The sequence below is a fragment of the Klebsiella scottii genome, from assembly GCF_036561945.1.
In the GTDB taxonomy this organism is placed as follows: Bacteria; Pseudomonadota; Gammaproteobacteria; order Enterobacterales; family Enterobacteriaceae; genus Klebsiella; species Klebsiella scottii.
In genome coordinates, this window is sequence record NZ_JARXNI010000019.1 from 246,085 (window position 1) to 261,470 (window position 15,386).

Sequence of the window (15,386 nt, forward strand, 5' to 3'; positions counted from 1 at the left end):
ATGTCACTCAGTCGGCGTCAGTTTATTAAGGCTTCAGGCGTAGCGCTGTGCGCGGGAGCCGCGCCGCTGAACGCACATGCCGCCGGCCAACAGCCAGCACTGCCCGTTCCTCCGCTGCTCGAATCCCGCCGCGGCCAGCCGCTGTTTTTGACCCTGCAGCGCGCGCACTGGTCATTTACGCCGGGCACCCGCGCGTCGGTGTGGGGCGTAAACGGTCGCTATCTTGGGCCGACTATTCGCGTGTGGAACGGCGATGACGTTAAGCTGATTTACAGCAACCGCCTGGCTGAAAACGTCGCCATGACCATTCGCGGCCTGCAGGTTCCCGGCCCGCTGATTGGCGGCGCGGCGCGGATGATGTCGCCGAACGCCGACTGGGCGCCGGTGCTGCCTATCCGCCAGAGCGCCTCCACCCTGTGGTATCAGGCGAATACGCCAAACCATATGGCCAAACAGGTCTACAACGGCCTGGCGGGGATGTGGCTGGTGGAAGACGAGGTCAGCAAAAATCTGCCCATTCCTAACCACTACGGCGTGGATGATTTTCCGGTCATTATTCAGGACAAGCGGCTGGATAATTTCGGCACGCCGGAATACAGCGAGCCCGGCAGCGGCGGCTTCGTCGGCGATACGCTGCTGGTTAATGGCGTACAGGGCCCGTACGTAGAGGTCTCGCGCGGCTGGGTGCGTCTGCGCCTGCTGAACGCCTCTAACTCCCGCCGCTATCAGCTGCAGATGAGCGATGGCCGACTGCTGCACGTTATCTCCGGCGATCAGGGGTTTCTGCCGGCGCCGGTTTCGCTGAAACAGCTCTCTCTGGCTCCCGGCGAGCGGCGTGAGATCCTGGTGGACATGACCAACGGCGATGAGGTGTCGATTACCTGCGGCGAAGCGGCGAGCATCGTCGATCGCATTCGCGGTTTCTTCGAGCCCTCGAGCATTCTGATTTCGACGCTGCTGTTAACCCTGCGCCCAACGGGCCTGCTGCCGCTGGTCACCGACAGCCTGCCGGTACGCCTGCTGCCGACGGATATTTTGACCGGGACGCCGACCCGCAGCCGCGATATCTCGCTCGGCGACGATCCGGGGATTAACGGTCAGCTCTGGGATCCGCAGCGCATCGATATTACCGCCCAGCAGGGAACCTGGGAGCGCTGGACGGTACGCGCCGACAGACCGCAGTCGTTCCATATCGAAGGGGTGATGTTCCAGGTGCGCAACGTCAACGGTTCCACGCCGTTCCCGGAAGACCGCGGCTGGAAAGATACCGTCTGGATCGACGGGCAGGTGGAGCTGCTGGTGTACTACGCCCAGCCCTCCTGGTCACACTTCCCATTCCAGTTCCTTAGCCAGACGCTGGAGCTCGCCGACCGCGGCTCGATTGGCCAGATCCTGGTTAACCCGGCGCCGTAATACCCGCTACCCTAACCGGCTAACGGTTAGGGTAAGAGAAAAACTCCCTTCATTTCCTGTGGCAATCCGGCTTATAATCGCCGCCCTTTGGTTATTTTTTTATCATTTTTTCCCCCGGAAGCAATATGAGCGCAATATCCCTGATCCAACCGGATCGTGACCTTTTTTCCTGGCCGCAATACTGGGCCGCCTGTTTTGGCCCCGCGCCGTTTTTACCCATGTCACGCGAAGAGATGGATCAACTTGGCTGGGATAGCTGCGACATCATTCTGGTAACCGGCGATGCGTATGTCGATCACCCAAGCTTCGGCATGGCTATCTGCGGCCGCATGCTGGAGGCGCAGGGGTTCCGCGTCGGGATTATTTCCCAACCGGACTGGAATAATAAAGATGACTTTATGCGCCTGGGTAAACCGAACCTGTTCTTCGGCGTAACCGCCGGCAACATGGACTCGATGATCAACCGCTACACCGCCGACCGCAAGCTGCGCCATGACGACGCCTATACCGCGGGCAACGTCGCCGGCAAGCGGCCGGATCGCGCGACTCTGGTCTATACCCAGCGCTGTAAAGAGGCGTGGAAAGACGTCCCGGTTATTCTCGGCGGCATTGAGGCCAGCCTGCGCCGTACCGCGCACTATGACTACTGGTCCGATACCGTGCGTCGCTCGGTGCTGGTTGATTCGAAGGCCGATATGCTGATGTTCGGCAACGGTGAACGCCCGCTGGTAGAAGTGGCGCACCGCCTGGCCGCGGGCGAGCCGATTACGCAGATTCGCGACGTGCGCAATACCGCAATCATGGTGAAAGAAGCGCTGCCGGGCTGGAGCGGCGTCGATTCCACCCGTCTCGACACTCCGGGCAAAATTGATCCGATCCCGCATCCGTACGGCGAAGATCTGCCGTGTGCGGACAACAAAACCGTTCAGCCGGCAAAACAAGAGGTTAAACCGGTCACCGTTCAGCCGCCGCGCCCGAAACCGTGGGAAAAAACCTACGTCCTGCTGCCGTCCTTTGAGAAGGTCAAAGGGGATAAGGTCCTGTACGCCCACGCGTCGCGTATTCTCCATCATGAAACCAACCCGGGCTGCGCGCGCGCGCTGATGCAAAAGCACGGCGAGCGCTATATTTGGGTTAACCCGCCGGCCATTCCGCTGTCGACGGAAGAGATGGATAGCGTGTTTGCGCTGCCGTATCAGCGCATTCCGCACCCGGCGTACGGCGATAGCCGCATCCCGGCATATGAGATGATCCGCTTCTCTATCAATATTATGCGCGGCTGCTTTGGCGGCTGTTCCTTCTGTTCGATAACCGAGCATGAAGGGCGCATTATTCAGAGCCGTTCCGAAGATTCGATCATTAACGAAATCGAGGCGATTCGTGACACGGTTCCCGGCTTCACCGGGGTGATTTCCGACCTCGGCGGCCCAACGGCCAATATGTATATGCTGCGCTGCAAGTCGCCGCGTGCGGAGCAGACCTGCCGTCGCCTGTCGTGCGTATATCCGGACATCTGCCCGCATATGGATACCAACCACGAGCCGACGATTAATCTTTATCGCCGCGCCCGCGATCTGAAGGGGATCAAGAAAATCCTCATTGCTTCCGGGGTGCGCTATGACATTGCCGTGGAGGATCCGCGCTATATCAAAGAGCTGGCGACCCACCACGTCGGCGGCTATCTGAAGATCGCCCCTGAGCATACCGAAGAAGGGCCGCTGTCGAAGATGATGAAGCCGGGGATGGGCAGCTACGATCGCTTCAAAGAGCTGTTCGATAGCTACTCAAAACAGGCGGGGAAAGAGCAGTATCTGATCCCGTACTTTATCTCCGCGCACCCGGGCACCCGCGATGAAGATATGGTGAACCTGGCGCTGTGGCTGAAGAAAAACCGTTTCCGTCTGGATCAGGTGCAGAACTTCTATCCGTCGCCGCTGGCGAACTCAACCACCATGTATTACACCGGCAAAAACCCGCTGAGCAAAATTGGTTATAAAAGCGAAGACGTGGTGGTACCGAAAGGGGATAAGCAGCGCCGCCTGCATAAAGCGCTGCTGCGCTACCACGATCCGGCAAACTGGGTCCTGATCCGCCAGGCGCTGGAGGCGATGGGTAAAAAGCACCTGATCGGCTCACGCCGCGACTGCCTGGTGCCTGCGCCGACGCTGGACGAGATGCGTGAAGCGCGTCGCCAGAATCGCCATACTCGCCCGGCCTTGACAAAGCATACGCCGGTTGAGCATCAGCGGCAGACGCCTGCCGGCGGAGCGAAAAAACGCGTTCGCTCAGCGTCCCGCTAAGGCGAAGTGCCCCGGCAGCACAGGGCTTGCCGGGGTGATGGAGTAAAGGGATGAGGTTGCCCGGAGAGGGCGGCCGCTGCGCCACCGTCCGGGATAACCGAAAAACCGCCCTGCGGTCAGGAAGGAAGGTTAACCGCCAAACTGGTCAGGGTCTGGCCCGAGGCGCTTGTTAATATCCAGCTTCGCCATTGCTCCCAGTTCGTCTTTATCGAGACGGAAGTCCCAGACGTTAAAGTTCTCCACGATACGCGAAGGGGTCACCGATTTAGGGATCACCACCAGGCCGTTATCGAGATGCCAACGGATCACAATCTGCGCCGGCGTCTTGCCGTACTTATCGGCCAGCTCGCGGACGATTTTCTGATCGAATACGCCTTCGCCCCCCTGAGCCAGCGGGCTCCAGGATTCGGTCTGGATTTTGTGCGTCGCGTTCCAGGCGTGCAGCTGGCGCTGTTGCAGCAGGGGATGGAGTTCGACCTGATTAATAACCGGTACCACGCCGGTTTCATCGAGCAGCCGCTGCAGATGGTGGACCTGGAAATTACAGACGCCAATGCTTTTTGCCAGCCCCTGTTTTTGGAGCTCAATCATGCCCTTCCAGGCTTCAACAAAATGGTCGATCGCCGGAACCGGCCAGTGCATTAAATACAAATCGACGTAGTCGAGCTGCAGCTTGTTCAGGCTCTCCTGCAGCGCTTCGTGCGGGCGTTTTTGATCGTCGTTCCATAGCTTGGTGGTGATAAACAGCTCATCGCGAGGGACGTCAGCCTGGCTCAGCGCGCTGCCGACGCCGGCTTCGTTTTGGTACGCGGCGGCGGTGTCAAAAGAGCGATAACCGACTTCCAGCGCCTTGTGAATGGCGGAGACGACCTCCTCGTTGCCTGCTTTCCACACGCCGAGGCCCAGCTGTGGCATCAGGTTGCCGTCGTGCAGTTTTATCACGGTTGGATGTGTCATGCCTTCCTCCTGTTAATGAAACTTAGCGGGGTACATTTCGCTAAGGGGTAGCATTAAGTCTGGACGAAATAGCTAAAAACGGTAGTTAAACTCCTCTCCTTCGCGTCCGATGACCCGAAGGAGAGGGCGTATCAGCAGGGGAGAATTAGCGTGCAGCCTCGTAAATACGGCGGCTGACGTCGAGAGTGATATCCTGGTTTTCACCGAGCTGAGTCATACCGTGCTCTTCCAGTTTAGCCAACAGCGCCGGGATGGAGCTACCGTCAAGACCGTAGCCGCTCAGGCGAGTCGGTACGCCGAGCTGCTCGAAGAAATTGCGCGTTGCGGCGATAGCCGCGTCGATACGCTCATCTTCAGGACCTTCGGTGATATTCCACACGCGGGCGGCGTATTGCAGCAGCTTAGCGCGTTTGGTATCGCGTTTTTCATTCCACAGCACCGGCAGAACAATGGCCAGAGTCTGGGCATGGTCAAGGCCGTGCATGGCGGTGAGCTCATGTCCCAGCATATGCGTTGCCCAGTCCTGCGGAACGCCGGCGCCGATCAGGCCGTTTAACGCCTGGGTCGCGGCCCACATAATGTTGGCGCGCACGTCGTAGTTTTCCGGCTCTTTCAGCGCTTTCGGGCCATCTTCGATCAGGGTCAGCAGGATGCCTTCGGCAAAGCGGTCCTGGATTTTGCCATCAACCGGATAGGTTACGTACTGCTCAACGGTATGGACAAATGCGTCAACCACGCCGTTGGCAACCTGACGCGGAGGCAGGGTGTAGGTGTAGACCGGATCGAGAATCGCAAACACCGGCTGCACGTGGGAAGACATAAAGGCGCGCTTGTCCCCGGTGGTTTTACGTGAAACTACGGCACCTTTATTGGACTCGGAGCCGGTCGCCGGCAGCGTCAGCACGGAACCCATCGGGATGGCGCTTTTGACATTTTTACCGTAGGTTTCGAGGATTTCCCACGGATCGACGCTTTCATCATAATGCGCGGCGGCCGCGATAAATTTCGTCCCGTCGAGCACGGAACCGCCGCCAACCGCCAGCAGGAAGGTGATCTGCTGTTCACGGGCAATTTTGACCGCGTTCATCAGCGTTTCGTAGGATGGGTTCGGTTCAATACCGCCGAATTCCAGCACCTCAAAATCGCTGAGCGCGCTCAGGGCCTGATCCAGCACGCCGGTTTTTTTCACGCTGCCGCCGCCGTAGGTGACCAGAATACGGGCTCCCGCCGGGATTTGATCGCGCAGGTTTTCGATGGCACCTTTACCAAAGAGGATACGGGTTGGGGTATACAGATCGAAATTGTTCATTGCTCATCACCTCAATAAGAGAAAACTGCCGGCAGAGAAGATATCCCGGCCAGATGACGGACATTGTGGTCCCCTCATCCGTTCCCCTCAATGCACATTCCTGCCGATGTCTTGCCCATTTCTCCGTGGGGCTGGAGAAAAAGCTGCGGAATGCGCACAATGAAGTCGTGAAAAAACGACTGGAGAGTCACCGTAAATGAAGCGTTCCCAGATATGTCAGCTGCTAACTGAAAAGGTTAACAATCTGAAAAATAACGAAGAAAAACTCAGCGAACTCCTGCCTGATATTCGGTTATTGTACGGCACGCAGCCGGGAACGCGCACGCCGGTGATGTATCAGCCAGGCATCGTTTTTCTCTTTTCGGGTCATAAAATTGGTTACATAAATGAGCGGACTTTTCGTTACGACACCAATGAATATCTGCTGCTGACGGTACCGCTGCCGTTTGAGTGCGAGACCTTCGCGACGCCGGAGGTTCCGCTGGCGGGGCTACGGCTGAACGTTGATATTCTGCAGCTGCAGGAGCTGCTGATGGATATTGGCGAGGATGAGCGCTTCCAGCCCGCGGTGGCATCGAGCGGAATCAACTCGGCGGCGCTCTCTGAGGAGATTTTGTGCGCCGCTGAACGGCTGCTGGACGTGATGGAGCGGCCGCTGGATGCGCGCATTCTGGGCAAACAGATTATTCGCGAGATGCTTTACTACGTGCTGACCGGGCCGTGCGGCGGGGCGCTGCTGGCGCTGGTGAGCCGGCAAACCCACTTCAGCCTGATCAGCCGCGTCCTCAAGCGCATTGAAAGCCAGTACACCGAGAACCTGAGCGTCGATCAGCTGGCGGCAGAGGCCAACATGAGCGTCTCGGCGTTTCATCACAATTTTAAATCGGTCACCAGCACATCACCGCTGCAGTATCTGAAAAGCTATCGCCTGCATAAAGCGCGGATGCTGATGATCCACGACGGGATGAAGGCCAGCGCGGCGGCGATGCGCGTAGGCTACGAAAGCGCGTCGCAGTTCAGCCGGGAGTTTAAGCGCTATTTTGGCATGACGCCGGGCGAAGATGCGGCGCGGATCAGAACGATTCAGGGGATGTGACAGGAAGCGTACGCTCCGGGGAAGGCGCGCCGGCGCCCTCCCGGGAAGGTCAATCAGGCGCTGCAGAACTTTTTCTTAATGACCACCACCAGCGTACCCAGCAGGCCGGCAACCAGCAGAGCGATAGGCAGGATCATCAGGCAGGTCATCACCTGATCTTCGTGGCGCTTGACGAAAGGGATCATGCTCAGCGCATATCCGAGTCCGGTAACCACGCCGACCCACAGCAGCGCGCTGAGCCAGTTGAAGAACTGGAAGCGGCGGTTGGAGAGCCCGGAAATACCGGCCATTGTTGGCAGCAGGGTGCGCACAAAGGCCAGGAAACGCCCGGCCAGCAGGGCCAGCAGCCCATGCTTATCAAACATGCAGGTCGCACGCTGATGATATTTTTGCGGCAGATGGGAAAGCCAGCCCTTAACGGTCTCGGTATTGCCGAGCCAGCGCCCCTGGACATAGCTCAGCCAGCAGCCGAGGCTGGCCGCCGTCGTCAGAATGGCGAGGGTGGGCACAAAGTCCATGACGCCTTTAGCAATCAGCGCGCCGGCGAGCAGCAGCAGGCTGTCACCGGGTAAAAATGAGGCCGGCAGCAGACCGTTCTCGAGAAACAGGGTCGCGAACATGACCAGATATACAACGCCCACAACGTGAGGGTTCGCCAATGCGGCAAAATCATGTTGCCAGAGCGCGGCGACAATCTCTTGAATAACAACCATGGACTTTCCTAAGTGGTACCGTATTTTTGACTAGTGTACTCCTGAAGAGGCCCGAACACCTTGATCCCGGGCGCAACAAAAGCGGCCGCCTCTAACAGAACGTCCGCAATTATTGCCACTGGCTGTCACTTTACACGATACGCGCGAAGCCCGCCGCTAAATCCGCCAACAGATCGTCAACATTTTCTAAACCGATATGGACGCGGATCAGCGTGCCGCTGAAATCGACTTCAGCCTCAGGACGGATGGCGGCGATGTGCTCCGGCTGGTTAGCCAGGATCAGCGATTCAAACCCGCCCCAGGAGTAGGCCATGCTGAACAGGCTGAAGTTGTCCAGATAAGCGGACAGCTCGGCATCGTTCAGCCGCTTATTGAGAATAAACGAGAACAGACCGCTGCTGCCGGTAAAGTCGCGCTTCCAGAACTCATGCCCTTTGCTGCCCGGCAGCGCTGGATGGTTGACCCGCGCCACCTGCGGGTGCTGCGCCAGCCATTCGGCGATGCGCAGGCTGCTCTCGTGGTGCTGACGCAGGCGCACGCCGAGGGTGCGCAGGCCGCGGCTGGTCATATAGGCGGTATCCGCGTCGAGCATCTGCCCCATCAGATAGGCGTTCTCACGCAGCTGGTCCCAGCAGCGCGCGTTGGCGACCGCGGTGCCGACCATCGCATCGGAGTGGCCAATCAGGTATTTGGTGCCGGCCTGAATAGAGATATCGACGCCGAAATCCAGCGCCCTGAACAGCACGCCTGCCGCCCAGGTGTTGTCGATCATGATGATCGCTTCCGGGGCAACGCTGCGCACGGCCGCGACGATCGCCGGAACATCGTGGACCTCCATAGTTATCGACCCCGGAGATTCGAGAAATACCACGCGGGTATTCGGCTGGACCAGACGGGCGATATCGGCGCCAATCAGCGGATCGAACCAGCCGGTGCTCACGCCGAGTCTGGCAAGCACTTTGGTACTAAAATCCTGGCTCGGCTCATAGGCGGTATTGGTCATCAGAACGTGGTCGCCCTGCTCAACAAACGCCAGAATCGTATTGGCCACCGCCGCCGCGCCGCAGGGGAACAGGGCGCAGCCGGCGCCGCCTTCCAGCTCGCACATGGCTTCCTGCAGCGAGAAGTGGGTCAGCGTGCCGCGGCGGCCGTAAAACAGCTCGCCTTTCGCCCGGTTGCGGGTGGCATGTTTCTTATCTTCGACGGTATCGAATACCAGCGATGAAGCGCGCTGAATCACGCTGTTTACCGATCCTAAGGTATATTTTTTACTGCGCCCGGCGTGGACCAGAGCGGTATCAAGATGTTTGTCAGCCATGTTTTTGCCTGTTTTTATACGTCTGGACGTCTAAACTAGCATGAATACCCGGATGTGTACCGGCTAACGGCGGATACAGGCAAAAATTTTACCAAATCCCCGGCGGCCACTTTTTTACTGCGTAAGCGCAAGGAAAATAAACGTGATTTGCTGCACAGTGTAAATACTAATGAGAACCACTATCAATTCGATGCCGTTTTGATATTATTATGCTCAGATTTTGTGATTTACGTCCTGGAGACTCAGAGTGGGTAATAATTTGATGCAGGCGGATCTTTCCGTTTGGGGTATGTATCATCATGCCGATATTGTCGTTAAGGTCGTGATGATCGGCCTGATTCTGGCGTCGATAGTCACATGGGCTATCTTCTTCGGCAAGGGTGCGGAAATCCTCTCCAGCAAGCGCCGCCTCAAGCGCGAACAGCAGTTACTTGGCGAAGCACGCTCCCTCGATCAGGCCAGTGATATCGCCAACGCTTTCCATCCTAAAAGCCTGAGCACGCAGCTTATCAATGAAGCGCAAAACGAGCTGGAGCTTTCGGCCGGCGTCGAAGATAACGAAGGCATTAAAGAACGTACCGGTTTCCGCCTTGAGCGCCGCGTGGCGTTTGTGGGTCGTTATATGGGCCGCGGTAACGGCTATCTGGCGACCATTGGCGCCATCTCCCCGTTCGTCGGCCTGTTTGGTACCGTCTGGGGCATCATGAACAGCTTCATCGGCATTGCCCAGACTCAGACCACCAACCTCGCGGTTGTCGCGCCTGGCATCGCGGAAGCGCTGCTGGCAACGGCAATTGGCCTGTTCGCCGCTATCCCGGCGGTGGTTATCTATAACATCTTCGCCCGTATGATCGGCAGCTACAAAGCCACCCTCGGCGACGTTGCCGCCCAGGTATTGCTGCTGCAAAGCCGCGATCTGGACCTTAGCGCCAGCGGCACTTCCCCGGTACGTACCGCGCAGAAATTACGAGTAGGTTGATGCTTTATGGCAATGCATTTTAACGAAAACCTCGATGATAACGGCGAAATGCACGATATTAACGTGACGCCGTTTATCGACGTCATGCTCGTGCTGCTGATTATCTTTATGGTGGCGGCTCCGCTGGCGACGGTTGATGTGAAGGTGAACCTGCCCGCGTCCTCCAGCCAGCCGCAGCCGCGTCCGGAAAAGCCGATCTATCTGTCGGTGAAAGCGGATAAAGCCATGTTCCTCGGCAACGATCCGGTCACCGAAGAGAACATGATCGGCGCGCTGGATACGCTGACTGAAGGTAAGAAAGACACCACCGTCTTCTTCCGCGCGGATAAAACCGTGGACTATGAGACGATGATGAAGGTCATGGATACCCTGCATCAGGCGGGTTATCTGAAGATTGGTCTGGTGGGCGAAGAGACCGTTAAAGCGCAGTAGCCCTCACCGACATCTCTCCCCAGGCTGGCCTTGTGCCAGCCTTTTTTATGTCTGCCGATCCGCGCGCTGACGGGATGTTGCATTCACGCTGGCAGGTTGCGATATAATGCCGGTCGTTTTTTTTAACTTACAGGGTCTTATGGAACGTTTTCTGGAAAATGCCATGTACGCCTCACGCTGGCTGCTGGCACCGGTTTATTTTGGCCTCTCTCTGGGGCTGGTGGCGCTATCGATCAAATTTTTTCAGGAGATTCTCCACATCCTGCCGCATATCTTCAGCGTGGGGGAGTCGGACCTGATTCTTACCCTGCTGTCGCTGGTGGATATGACGCTGGTCGGCGGTCTGCTGGTGATGGTGATGTTCTCGGGTTATGAAAACTTTGTCTCTCAGCTGGATATCAACGAGGGTAAAGAGAAGCTCAGCTGGCTGGGGAAAATGGACGCCACCTCGCTGAAAAATAAGGTGGCGGCCTCCATCGTCGCTATCTCCTCGATCCACCTGCTGCGGGTGTTTATGGATGCGAAGAACGTGCCGGACAACAAGCTGATGTGGTACGTCATTATCCACCTGACATTCGTGCTGTCGGCGTTTGTGATGGGCTATCTCGATCGCCTGACCAAAGTTAAGCACTGATCCCTGCTTGCCCGGCAGCGTTTGGCTACCGGGCCAGCGATTTACTTATCCGACGAAGCCTGCCACAAATTCAGCTCACCATCCGCCACGTGCTGGTCGATCTGCGTCAGCTCTTCGGCGCTGAAAGTCAGGTTTTCCAGCGCCTTTACGTTCTCTTCTAGCTGCTGCGGACGGCTGGCACCAATCAGTACCGACGTCACCCGGCTGTCTTTCAGCAGCCAGCTCAGCGCCATTTGCGCCATGCTCTGACCGCGGCCGTGCGCCATCTCCTGCAGCAGGCGCAGGCTCCGGACGTTTGGCTCGCTGAGCATATTTTCCGTCAGGCCACGATCTCTCTTCCCTTCATAAAACATTCGCGAACCTTCCGGGATCTGCTGGAGATACTTGCCGGTCAGCAGGCCCTGTGCCAGCGGCGTAAAGGCGATGCAGCCTACGCCGTGCTCCTCCAGCGTATCCAACAATCCGCTGCTGTCGACCCAGCGGTTAAGCAGGTTATAGGAGGGTTGATGGATCAGCAGCGGAATTTTCCACTCGCGCAGAAGCGCGGCCATCTGCTGCGTGCGTTCCGGCGAATAGGAGGAGATGCCGACGTACAGGGCCTTACCGCTCTGCACCGCCTGCGCCAGCGCTGCGGCGGTCTCCTCCATCGGCGTGTTCTCATCAACGCGATGAGAATAGAAAATATCGACGTAATCCAGCCCCATGCGCTGCAGGCTCTGGTCGAGGCTGGCCAGCAGATATTTTCGTGAACTGCCGGAACCATAGGGCCCCGGCCACATGGAATAGCCGGCTTTGGTCGAGATAATGAGTTCGTCACGGTGGGCGGCAAACTCTTCCCGCAGCAGGCGACCAAAGTTTTCCTCGGCGCTGCCGGGCGGCGGCCCGTAGTTATTGGCCAGGTCAAAATGGGTAATGCCCAGATCGAAGGCCTTGCGAAGCAGGGCTCGCTGGTCATCCAGCGCGTTACCGTGGCTAAAGTTATGCCACAGGCCCAGCGACAGCGCGGGCAGCTGTAGGCCGCTTTTGCCGCAGTAGCGATACTGCATCCGATCGTAGCGGCCAGGGTTAGCGAACCAGGACATGATCTCTCCTTTTTAATTTAAAACGACGTTCTACTTTAGACGCTAAGTCGCCGATGAGGCGTTTGCTGGATCACACTGCGCGAGATTTCTGGCATCCCGGCGAGCTTATGCTTTGCTTAAAGGGCCTTCACTTACGGAGAACATGCGATGACGCGACTGACGGCCAAAGATTTTCCACAACAGCTGCTCGAGTACTATGACTACTATGCCCACGGAAAAATCAGCAAACGCGAGTTTCTCCAGCTGGCGGGGAAATATGCCGTGGGCGGAATGACCGCGCTGGCGCTGTTTAACCTGCTGAAACCGAACTATGCCCTGGCGGAACAGGTGGCGTTTACCGACCCGGATATCCGCGCGGAATATATTCACTATCCCTCTCCGGACGGTCATGGCGAAGTGCGCGCTTACCTGGTGACGCCGACGAAGATGGCCGGCAAAGCCGCGGCGGTGGTGGTGGTACATGAGAACCGCGGCCTCAATCCCTATATTGAAGACGTTGCCCGGCGGGTAGCGAAGGCGGGCTATATCGCCCTGGCGCCGGATGGCCTGAGCTCCGTCGGCGGCTATCCCGGCAATGATGATGAGGGGCGAGAGCTGCAGCAGAAAGTCGATCCCGTGAAGCTGATGAACGACTTTTTTGCCGCGGTGGCGTTTATGGCGAAGCATCCGCAGGCGACGGGAAAAGTCGGCATCACCGGTTTTTGCTACGGCGGGGGCGTTTGCAACGCCGCCGCGGTGGCGATCCCTGAACTGGCCTGCGCGGTGCCGTTCTACGGCCGACAGCCGCCGCTCAATGAAGTCGACAAGATTCAGGCGCCGCTGCTGCTGCACTACGCCGGCCTCGATAGCGGAATCAATCAGGGCTGGCCGTCCTATGAAGAGGCGCTCAAAGCGCAGCATAAGGTCTATGAGGCTTATATTTACCAGGGGGTTAATCACGGATTTCATAATGACTCCACGCCGCGCTATGACCGGGCCGCTGCGGAGCTGGCGTGGCAGAGAACCCTGGACTGGTTCGGGAAGTATTTACGCTAGCGCGATCGGCTGAAATAGCGCTACCCATTGCTTAAAAAATCGCTATATAATTTTGTATATAACGATTGAGGGGAAAGCGATGGATAACCATTTTGGTAAAGGTTTAATGGCCGGGCTGCAGGCGGCTCAGGCTGACAGCGCCAGCAGCGCCGCGAATTTCTGTGCCGACTATAAGCGCGGGTTTGTACTCGGCTATTCTCAGCGGATGTTTGAAAAAACCGGCGATCGCCAGCTTAGCGCGTGGGAGGCCGGGATTCTCACCCGTCGCTATGGCCTGGACCGGAACATGATTATGGATTTCTTTAAGGAGGGGAGTTCCTGCACTGCGATGCGCTACTTTATGGCGGGATATCGCCTGGAGCGCTAATAGCCGAAGGCCGAAACCTTCGGCTGGCGTGGCCTTATGCCTGGCGCTTGTCTTCCGTTTGGCTGTCGAAGTCGCTGGCGCTATGGCGCTCGTGAAGCTGTTCGTCGAGCGGGCCGTTGGTGCGGTTAACGATCCGCCCGCGCTGAACCGCCGGACGGCTGCCTACGTCCTGCGCCCAGCGCAGGACGTTTTTATAGCTCCCGGCGTCGAGGAATTCAGCGGCGTTATAGACGCCACCGAGTACCACGTTGCCGTACCACGGCCAGATAGCCATATCGGCGATGGTGTACTCTTCTCCGGCAACGTAGCGGTTATCGGCGAGCCGTTTATCCAGCACGTCGAGCTGGCGCTTGGCTTCCATCGTGAAGCGGTCGATTGCGTACTCGATTTTCACCGGCGCGTAGTTGAAGAAGTGGCCAAAACCGCCGCCGAGGAACGGCGCCGCGCCCTGTAGCCAGAACAGCCAGTTCAGCGTTTCGGTGCGCCCGGCCGGATCTTTGGGCAGGAAGAAACCGAACTTCTCCGCGAGATAAAGCAGAATGCTGCCGGATTCAAACACGCGCGTTGGCGGCGTGGTTGAGCGATCGCTCAGCGCAGGGATTTTTGAGTTCGGGTTCACCGCAACAAAGCCGCTTGAGAACTGATCGCCTTCGCCGATCCGGATCAGCCAGGCGTCATATTCCGCATCGCTTACTCCCAGCGCCAGCAGCTCTTCCAGCAGGATCGTCACCTTCTGGCCGTTAGGCGTTCCCAGGGAGTAGAGCTGAAGCGGATGTGAGCCGACCGGCAGCTCTTGTTCATGAGTTGCGCCGGAGACAGGACGGTTGATGTTGGCGAACGCGCCGCCGTTGTTCTGCTTCCATTCCCACACTTTCGGGGGTTGGTAGTTATTCTCTGACATGCTGGTCTGCCTTTGTAGTGAGGTGTTCAGGGAGTGTAGCAGGTGGAATATTAAGGATTTAACAGTGTGAGGCTTATTCACCCGCTGCCGATATTCCCGGACGGCTTCCCCGGCCGCGTTACGCTCGCCGGGGCAGCGCCCTAAATCAGGCCATTATCCGCGCGGCCCAGACGCTGATATCGTCGCCGCTGCCGAGATCCGCCTGCACCAGCCCGTTGACCATAAAGGTCGGCGACACGTGGATACCGTTCTGGCGCGCATATTTGCTATGCCATTTGATCTCCGTCTGCAGCTCCGGGCGGGCGAACGCGGCGGAAAGCAGAACGTGGCTGTAGCGCTCGATACGCTCAACAATTTGCTGCGGGGTGGCGTTCATATTCGGCCCGCTGCAGTGGTCGGTAAATTCGAATTCTTCGCGATGGTCGGCAACCGCTTTCAGCACCTTATGCGCCTGCTCTCTGCCGTGCGGCAGGGTGGAGGCCGCCAGAATACAGCGCACGATGACCCCCGAGAACATATGCCAGGGCTGGGACTGCAGGCGAACTTTGATGGTCACGTTATCCGCGCCGACCTCGTCGAGCAGGTCGTCGAGCTTGTTGAATGCGCGTACCGAATACGGGCAGGTTGGCTCCAGGAAAACCTCAAAAGTACGCGGACCATGTCCCCAGACCAGCGGTTGTGCTTGCAGATGTGGTTGTGTGCTCATAATCAACTCCTGACGTTAATTCGCGATTTGTTGTTATATCTCAGATAAACGATATCACTTTTGCCCTGCGGCGCAGGGTTATTTTCCGTAAGGGCACAATTAGCGAATCGAATGAGTGGTATCATTATTCCACCTCTGTCTGGT

General features: G+C 57.8%; 15 protein-coding genes. 8 read left to right on the forward strand and 7 right to left on the reverse strand.

What is annotated here, in order from left to right; translation table 11 throughout:
• Both ftsP and QFI97_RS04935 read left to right on the forward strand, forming a co-directional pair.
• A complete protein-coding gene (gene ftsP, locus QFI97_RS04930; protein ID WP_095099529.1) occupies positions 1–1,413 on the forward strand; it encodes a cell division protein FtsP in 1,413 nt (470 codons plus the stop codon).
• Positions 1,414–1,538: 125 nt separating this feature from the next.
• Positions 1,539–3,713: a YgiQ family radical SAM protein gene (locus QFI97_RS04935; protein WP_499843335.1), complete on the forward strand. Its 2,175-nt coding sequence runs from the start codon at positions 1,539–1,541 to the stop codon at positions 3,711–3,713.
• A gap of 129 nt (positions 3,714–3,842) precedes the next feature.
• On the opposite strand, the gene dkgA is transcribed toward QFI97_RS04935, so the two are convergent.
• Both dkgA and yqhD read right to left on the reverse strand, forming a co-directional pair.
• Positions 3,843–4,670, reverse strand: coding sequence for a 2,5-didehydrogluconate reductase DkgA (gene dkgA / locus QFI97_RS04940; protein WP_095099523.1), 828 nt, complete (start codon positions 4,668–4,670; stop codon positions 3,843–3,845).
• Positions 4,671–4,815: 145 nt separating this feature from the next.
• Positions 4,816–5,979: an alcohol dehydrogenase gene (yqhD, locus tag QFI97_RS04945; RefSeq protein ID WP_346430651.1), complete on the reverse strand. Its 1,164-nt coding sequence runs from the start codon at positions 5,977–5,979 to the stop codon at positions 4,816–4,818.
• A 196-nt stretch (positions 5,980–6,175) separates the two neighbouring features.
• Here yqhD and QFI97_RS04950 point away from each other — a divergent pair, with 196 nt between their 5' ends.
• Positions 6,176–7,075, forward strand: a complete 900-nt coding sequence (locus QFI97_RS04950) for an AraC family transcriptional regulator (protein WP_095099515.1) — start codon at positions 6,176–6,178, stop codon at positions 7,073–7,075.
• Between the two features lie 53 nt (positions 7,076–7,128).
• Here QFI97_RS04950 and yghB read toward each other — a convergent pair whose 3' ends face one another.
• Complete coding sequence (yghB, locus tag QFI97_RS04955) at positions 7,129–7,788, reverse strand: DedA family general envelope maintenance protein YghB (protein WP_095099512.1); 660 nt, start codon at positions 7,786–7,788, stop codon at positions 7,129–7,131.
• A gap of 130 nt (positions 7,789–7,918) precedes the next feature.
• On the reverse strand, positions 7,919–9,106 hold the full coding sequence (gene metC / locus QFI97_RS04960; protein WP_095099509.1) for a cystathionine beta-lyase: 1,188 nt from the start codon (positions 9,104–9,106) through the stop codon (positions 7,919–7,921).
• 247 nt (positions 9,107–9,353) lie between these two features.
• Here metC and exbB point away from each other — a divergent pair, with 247 nt between their 5' ends.
• From exbB to QFI97_RS04975, 3 genes are all read left to right on the forward strand, one after another.
• Positions 9,354–10,085, forward strand: a complete 732-nt coding sequence (gene exbB / locus QFI97_RS04965; protein WP_095099506.1) for a tol-pal system-associated acyl-CoA thioesterase — start codon at positions 9,354–9,356, stop codon at positions 10,083–10,085.
• 6 nt (positions 10,086–10,091) lie between these two features.
• On the forward strand, positions 10,092–10,517 hold the full coding sequence (gene exbD, locus QFI97_RS04970; protein ID WP_045856883.1) for a TonB system transport protein ExbD: 426 nt from the start codon (positions 10,092–10,094) through the stop codon (positions 10,515–10,517).
• Positions 10,518–10,656: 139 nt separating this feature from the next.
• Entirely contained in the window at positions 10,657–11,151 is a 495-nt protein-coding gene (locus QFI97_RS04975) for a TIGR00645 family protein (protein WP_041147753.1), read from the forward strand.
• Between the two features lie 41 nt (positions 11,152–11,192).
• On the opposite strand, the gene mgrA is transcribed toward QFI97_RS04975, so the two are convergent.
• Positions 11,193–12,233 (reverse strand): L-glyceraldehyde 3-phosphate reductase, encoded by a 1,041-nt coding sequence (gene mgrA / locus QFI97_RS04980; RefSeq protein ID WP_095099502.1) that lies wholly within the window; start codon positions 12,231–12,233, stop codon positions 11,193–11,195.
• 147 nt (positions 12,234–12,380) lie between these two features.
• Here mgrA and yghX point away from each other — a divergent pair, with 147 nt between their 5' ends.
• Together yghX and QFI97_RS04990 are read left to right on the forward strand one after the other, a co-directional pair.
• Entirely contained in the window at positions 12,381–13,268 is an 888-nt protein-coding gene (yghX, locus tag QFI97_RS04985) for a YghX family hydrolase (RefSeq protein ID WP_095099499.1), read from the forward strand.
• Positions 13,269–13,347: 79 nt separating this feature from the next.
• Positions 13,348–13,635, forward strand: coding sequence for a DUF2623 family protein (locus QFI97_RS04990; protein WP_095099496.1), 288 nt, complete (start codon positions 13,348–13,350; stop codon positions 13,633–13,635).
• 34 nt (positions 13,636–13,669) lie between these two features.
• Here QFI97_RS04990 and yghU read toward each other — a convergent pair whose 3' ends face one another.
• Together yghU and QFI97_RS05000 are read right to left on the reverse strand one after the other, a co-directional pair.
• The gene (yghU, locus tag QFI97_RS04995) at positions 13,670–14,536 is read right to left on the reverse strand and encodes a glutathione-dependent disulfide-bond oxidoreductase (RefSeq protein ID WP_095099493.1); all 867 of its coding nucleotides are present in this window, start codon (positions 14,534–14,536) and stop codon (positions 13,670–13,672) included.
• 145 nt (positions 14,537–14,681) lie between these two features.
• Entirely contained in the window at positions 14,682–15,242 is a 561-nt protein-coding gene (locus QFI97_RS05000; protein ID WP_095099490.1) for a DsbA family protein, read from the reverse strand.
• Between the last annotated feature and the right edge of the window lie 144 nt (positions 15,243–15,386).

Coding starts and splice junctions, on each gene's coding strand:
- ftsP (WP_095099529.1), top strand. CDS start 1: ATGTCACTCAGTCGGCGTCAGTTTATTAAGGCTTCAGGCGTAGCGCTG.
- QFI97_RS04935 (WP_499843335.1), top strand. CDS start 1,539: ATGAGCGCAATATCCCTGATCCAACCGGATCGTGACCTTTTTTCCTGG.
- dkgA (WP_095099523.1), bottom strand. CDS start 4,670: ATGACACATCCAACCGTGATAAAACTGCACGACGGCAACCTGATGCCA.
- yqhD (WP_346430651.1), bottom strand. CDS start 5,979: ATGAACAATTTCGATCTGTATACCCCAACCCGTATCCTCTTTGGTAAA.
- QFI97_RS04950 (WP_095099515.1), top strand. CDS start 6,176: ATGAAGCGTTCCCAGATATGTCAGCTGCTAACTGAAAAGGTTAACAAT.
- yghB (WP_095099512.1), bottom strand. CDS start 7,788: ATGGTTGTTATTCAAGAGATTGTCGCCGCGCTCTGGCAACATGATTTT.
- metC (WP_095099509.1), bottom strand. CDS start 9,106: ATGGCTGACAAACATCTTGATACCGCTCTGGTCCACGCCGGGCGCAGT.
- exbD (WP_045856883.1), top strand. CDS start 10,092: ATGGCAATGCATTTTAACGAAAACCTCGATGATAACGGCGAAATGCAC.
- QFI97_RS04975 (WP_041147753.1), top strand. CDS start 10,657: ATGGAACGTTTTCTGGAAAATGCCATGTACGCCTCACGCTGGCTGCTG.
- mgrA (WP_095099502.1), bottom strand. CDS start 12,233: ATGTCCTGGTTCGCTAACCCTGGCCGCTACGATCGGATGCAGTATCGC.
- yghX (WP_095099499.1), top strand. CDS start 12,381: ATGACGCGACTGACGGCCAAAGATTTTCCACAACAGCTGCTCGAGTAC.
- QFI97_RS04990 (WP_095099496.1), top strand. CDS start 13,348: ATGGATAACCATTTTGGTAAAGGTTTAATGGCCGGGCTGCAGGCGGCT.
- yghU (WP_095099493.1), bottom strand. CDS start 14,536: ATGTCAGAGAATAACTACCAACCCCCGAAAGTGTGGGAATGGAAGCAG.
- QFI97_RS05000 (WP_095099490.1), bottom strand. CDS start 15,242: ATGAGCACACAACCACATCTGCAAGCACAACCGCTGGTCTGGGGACAT.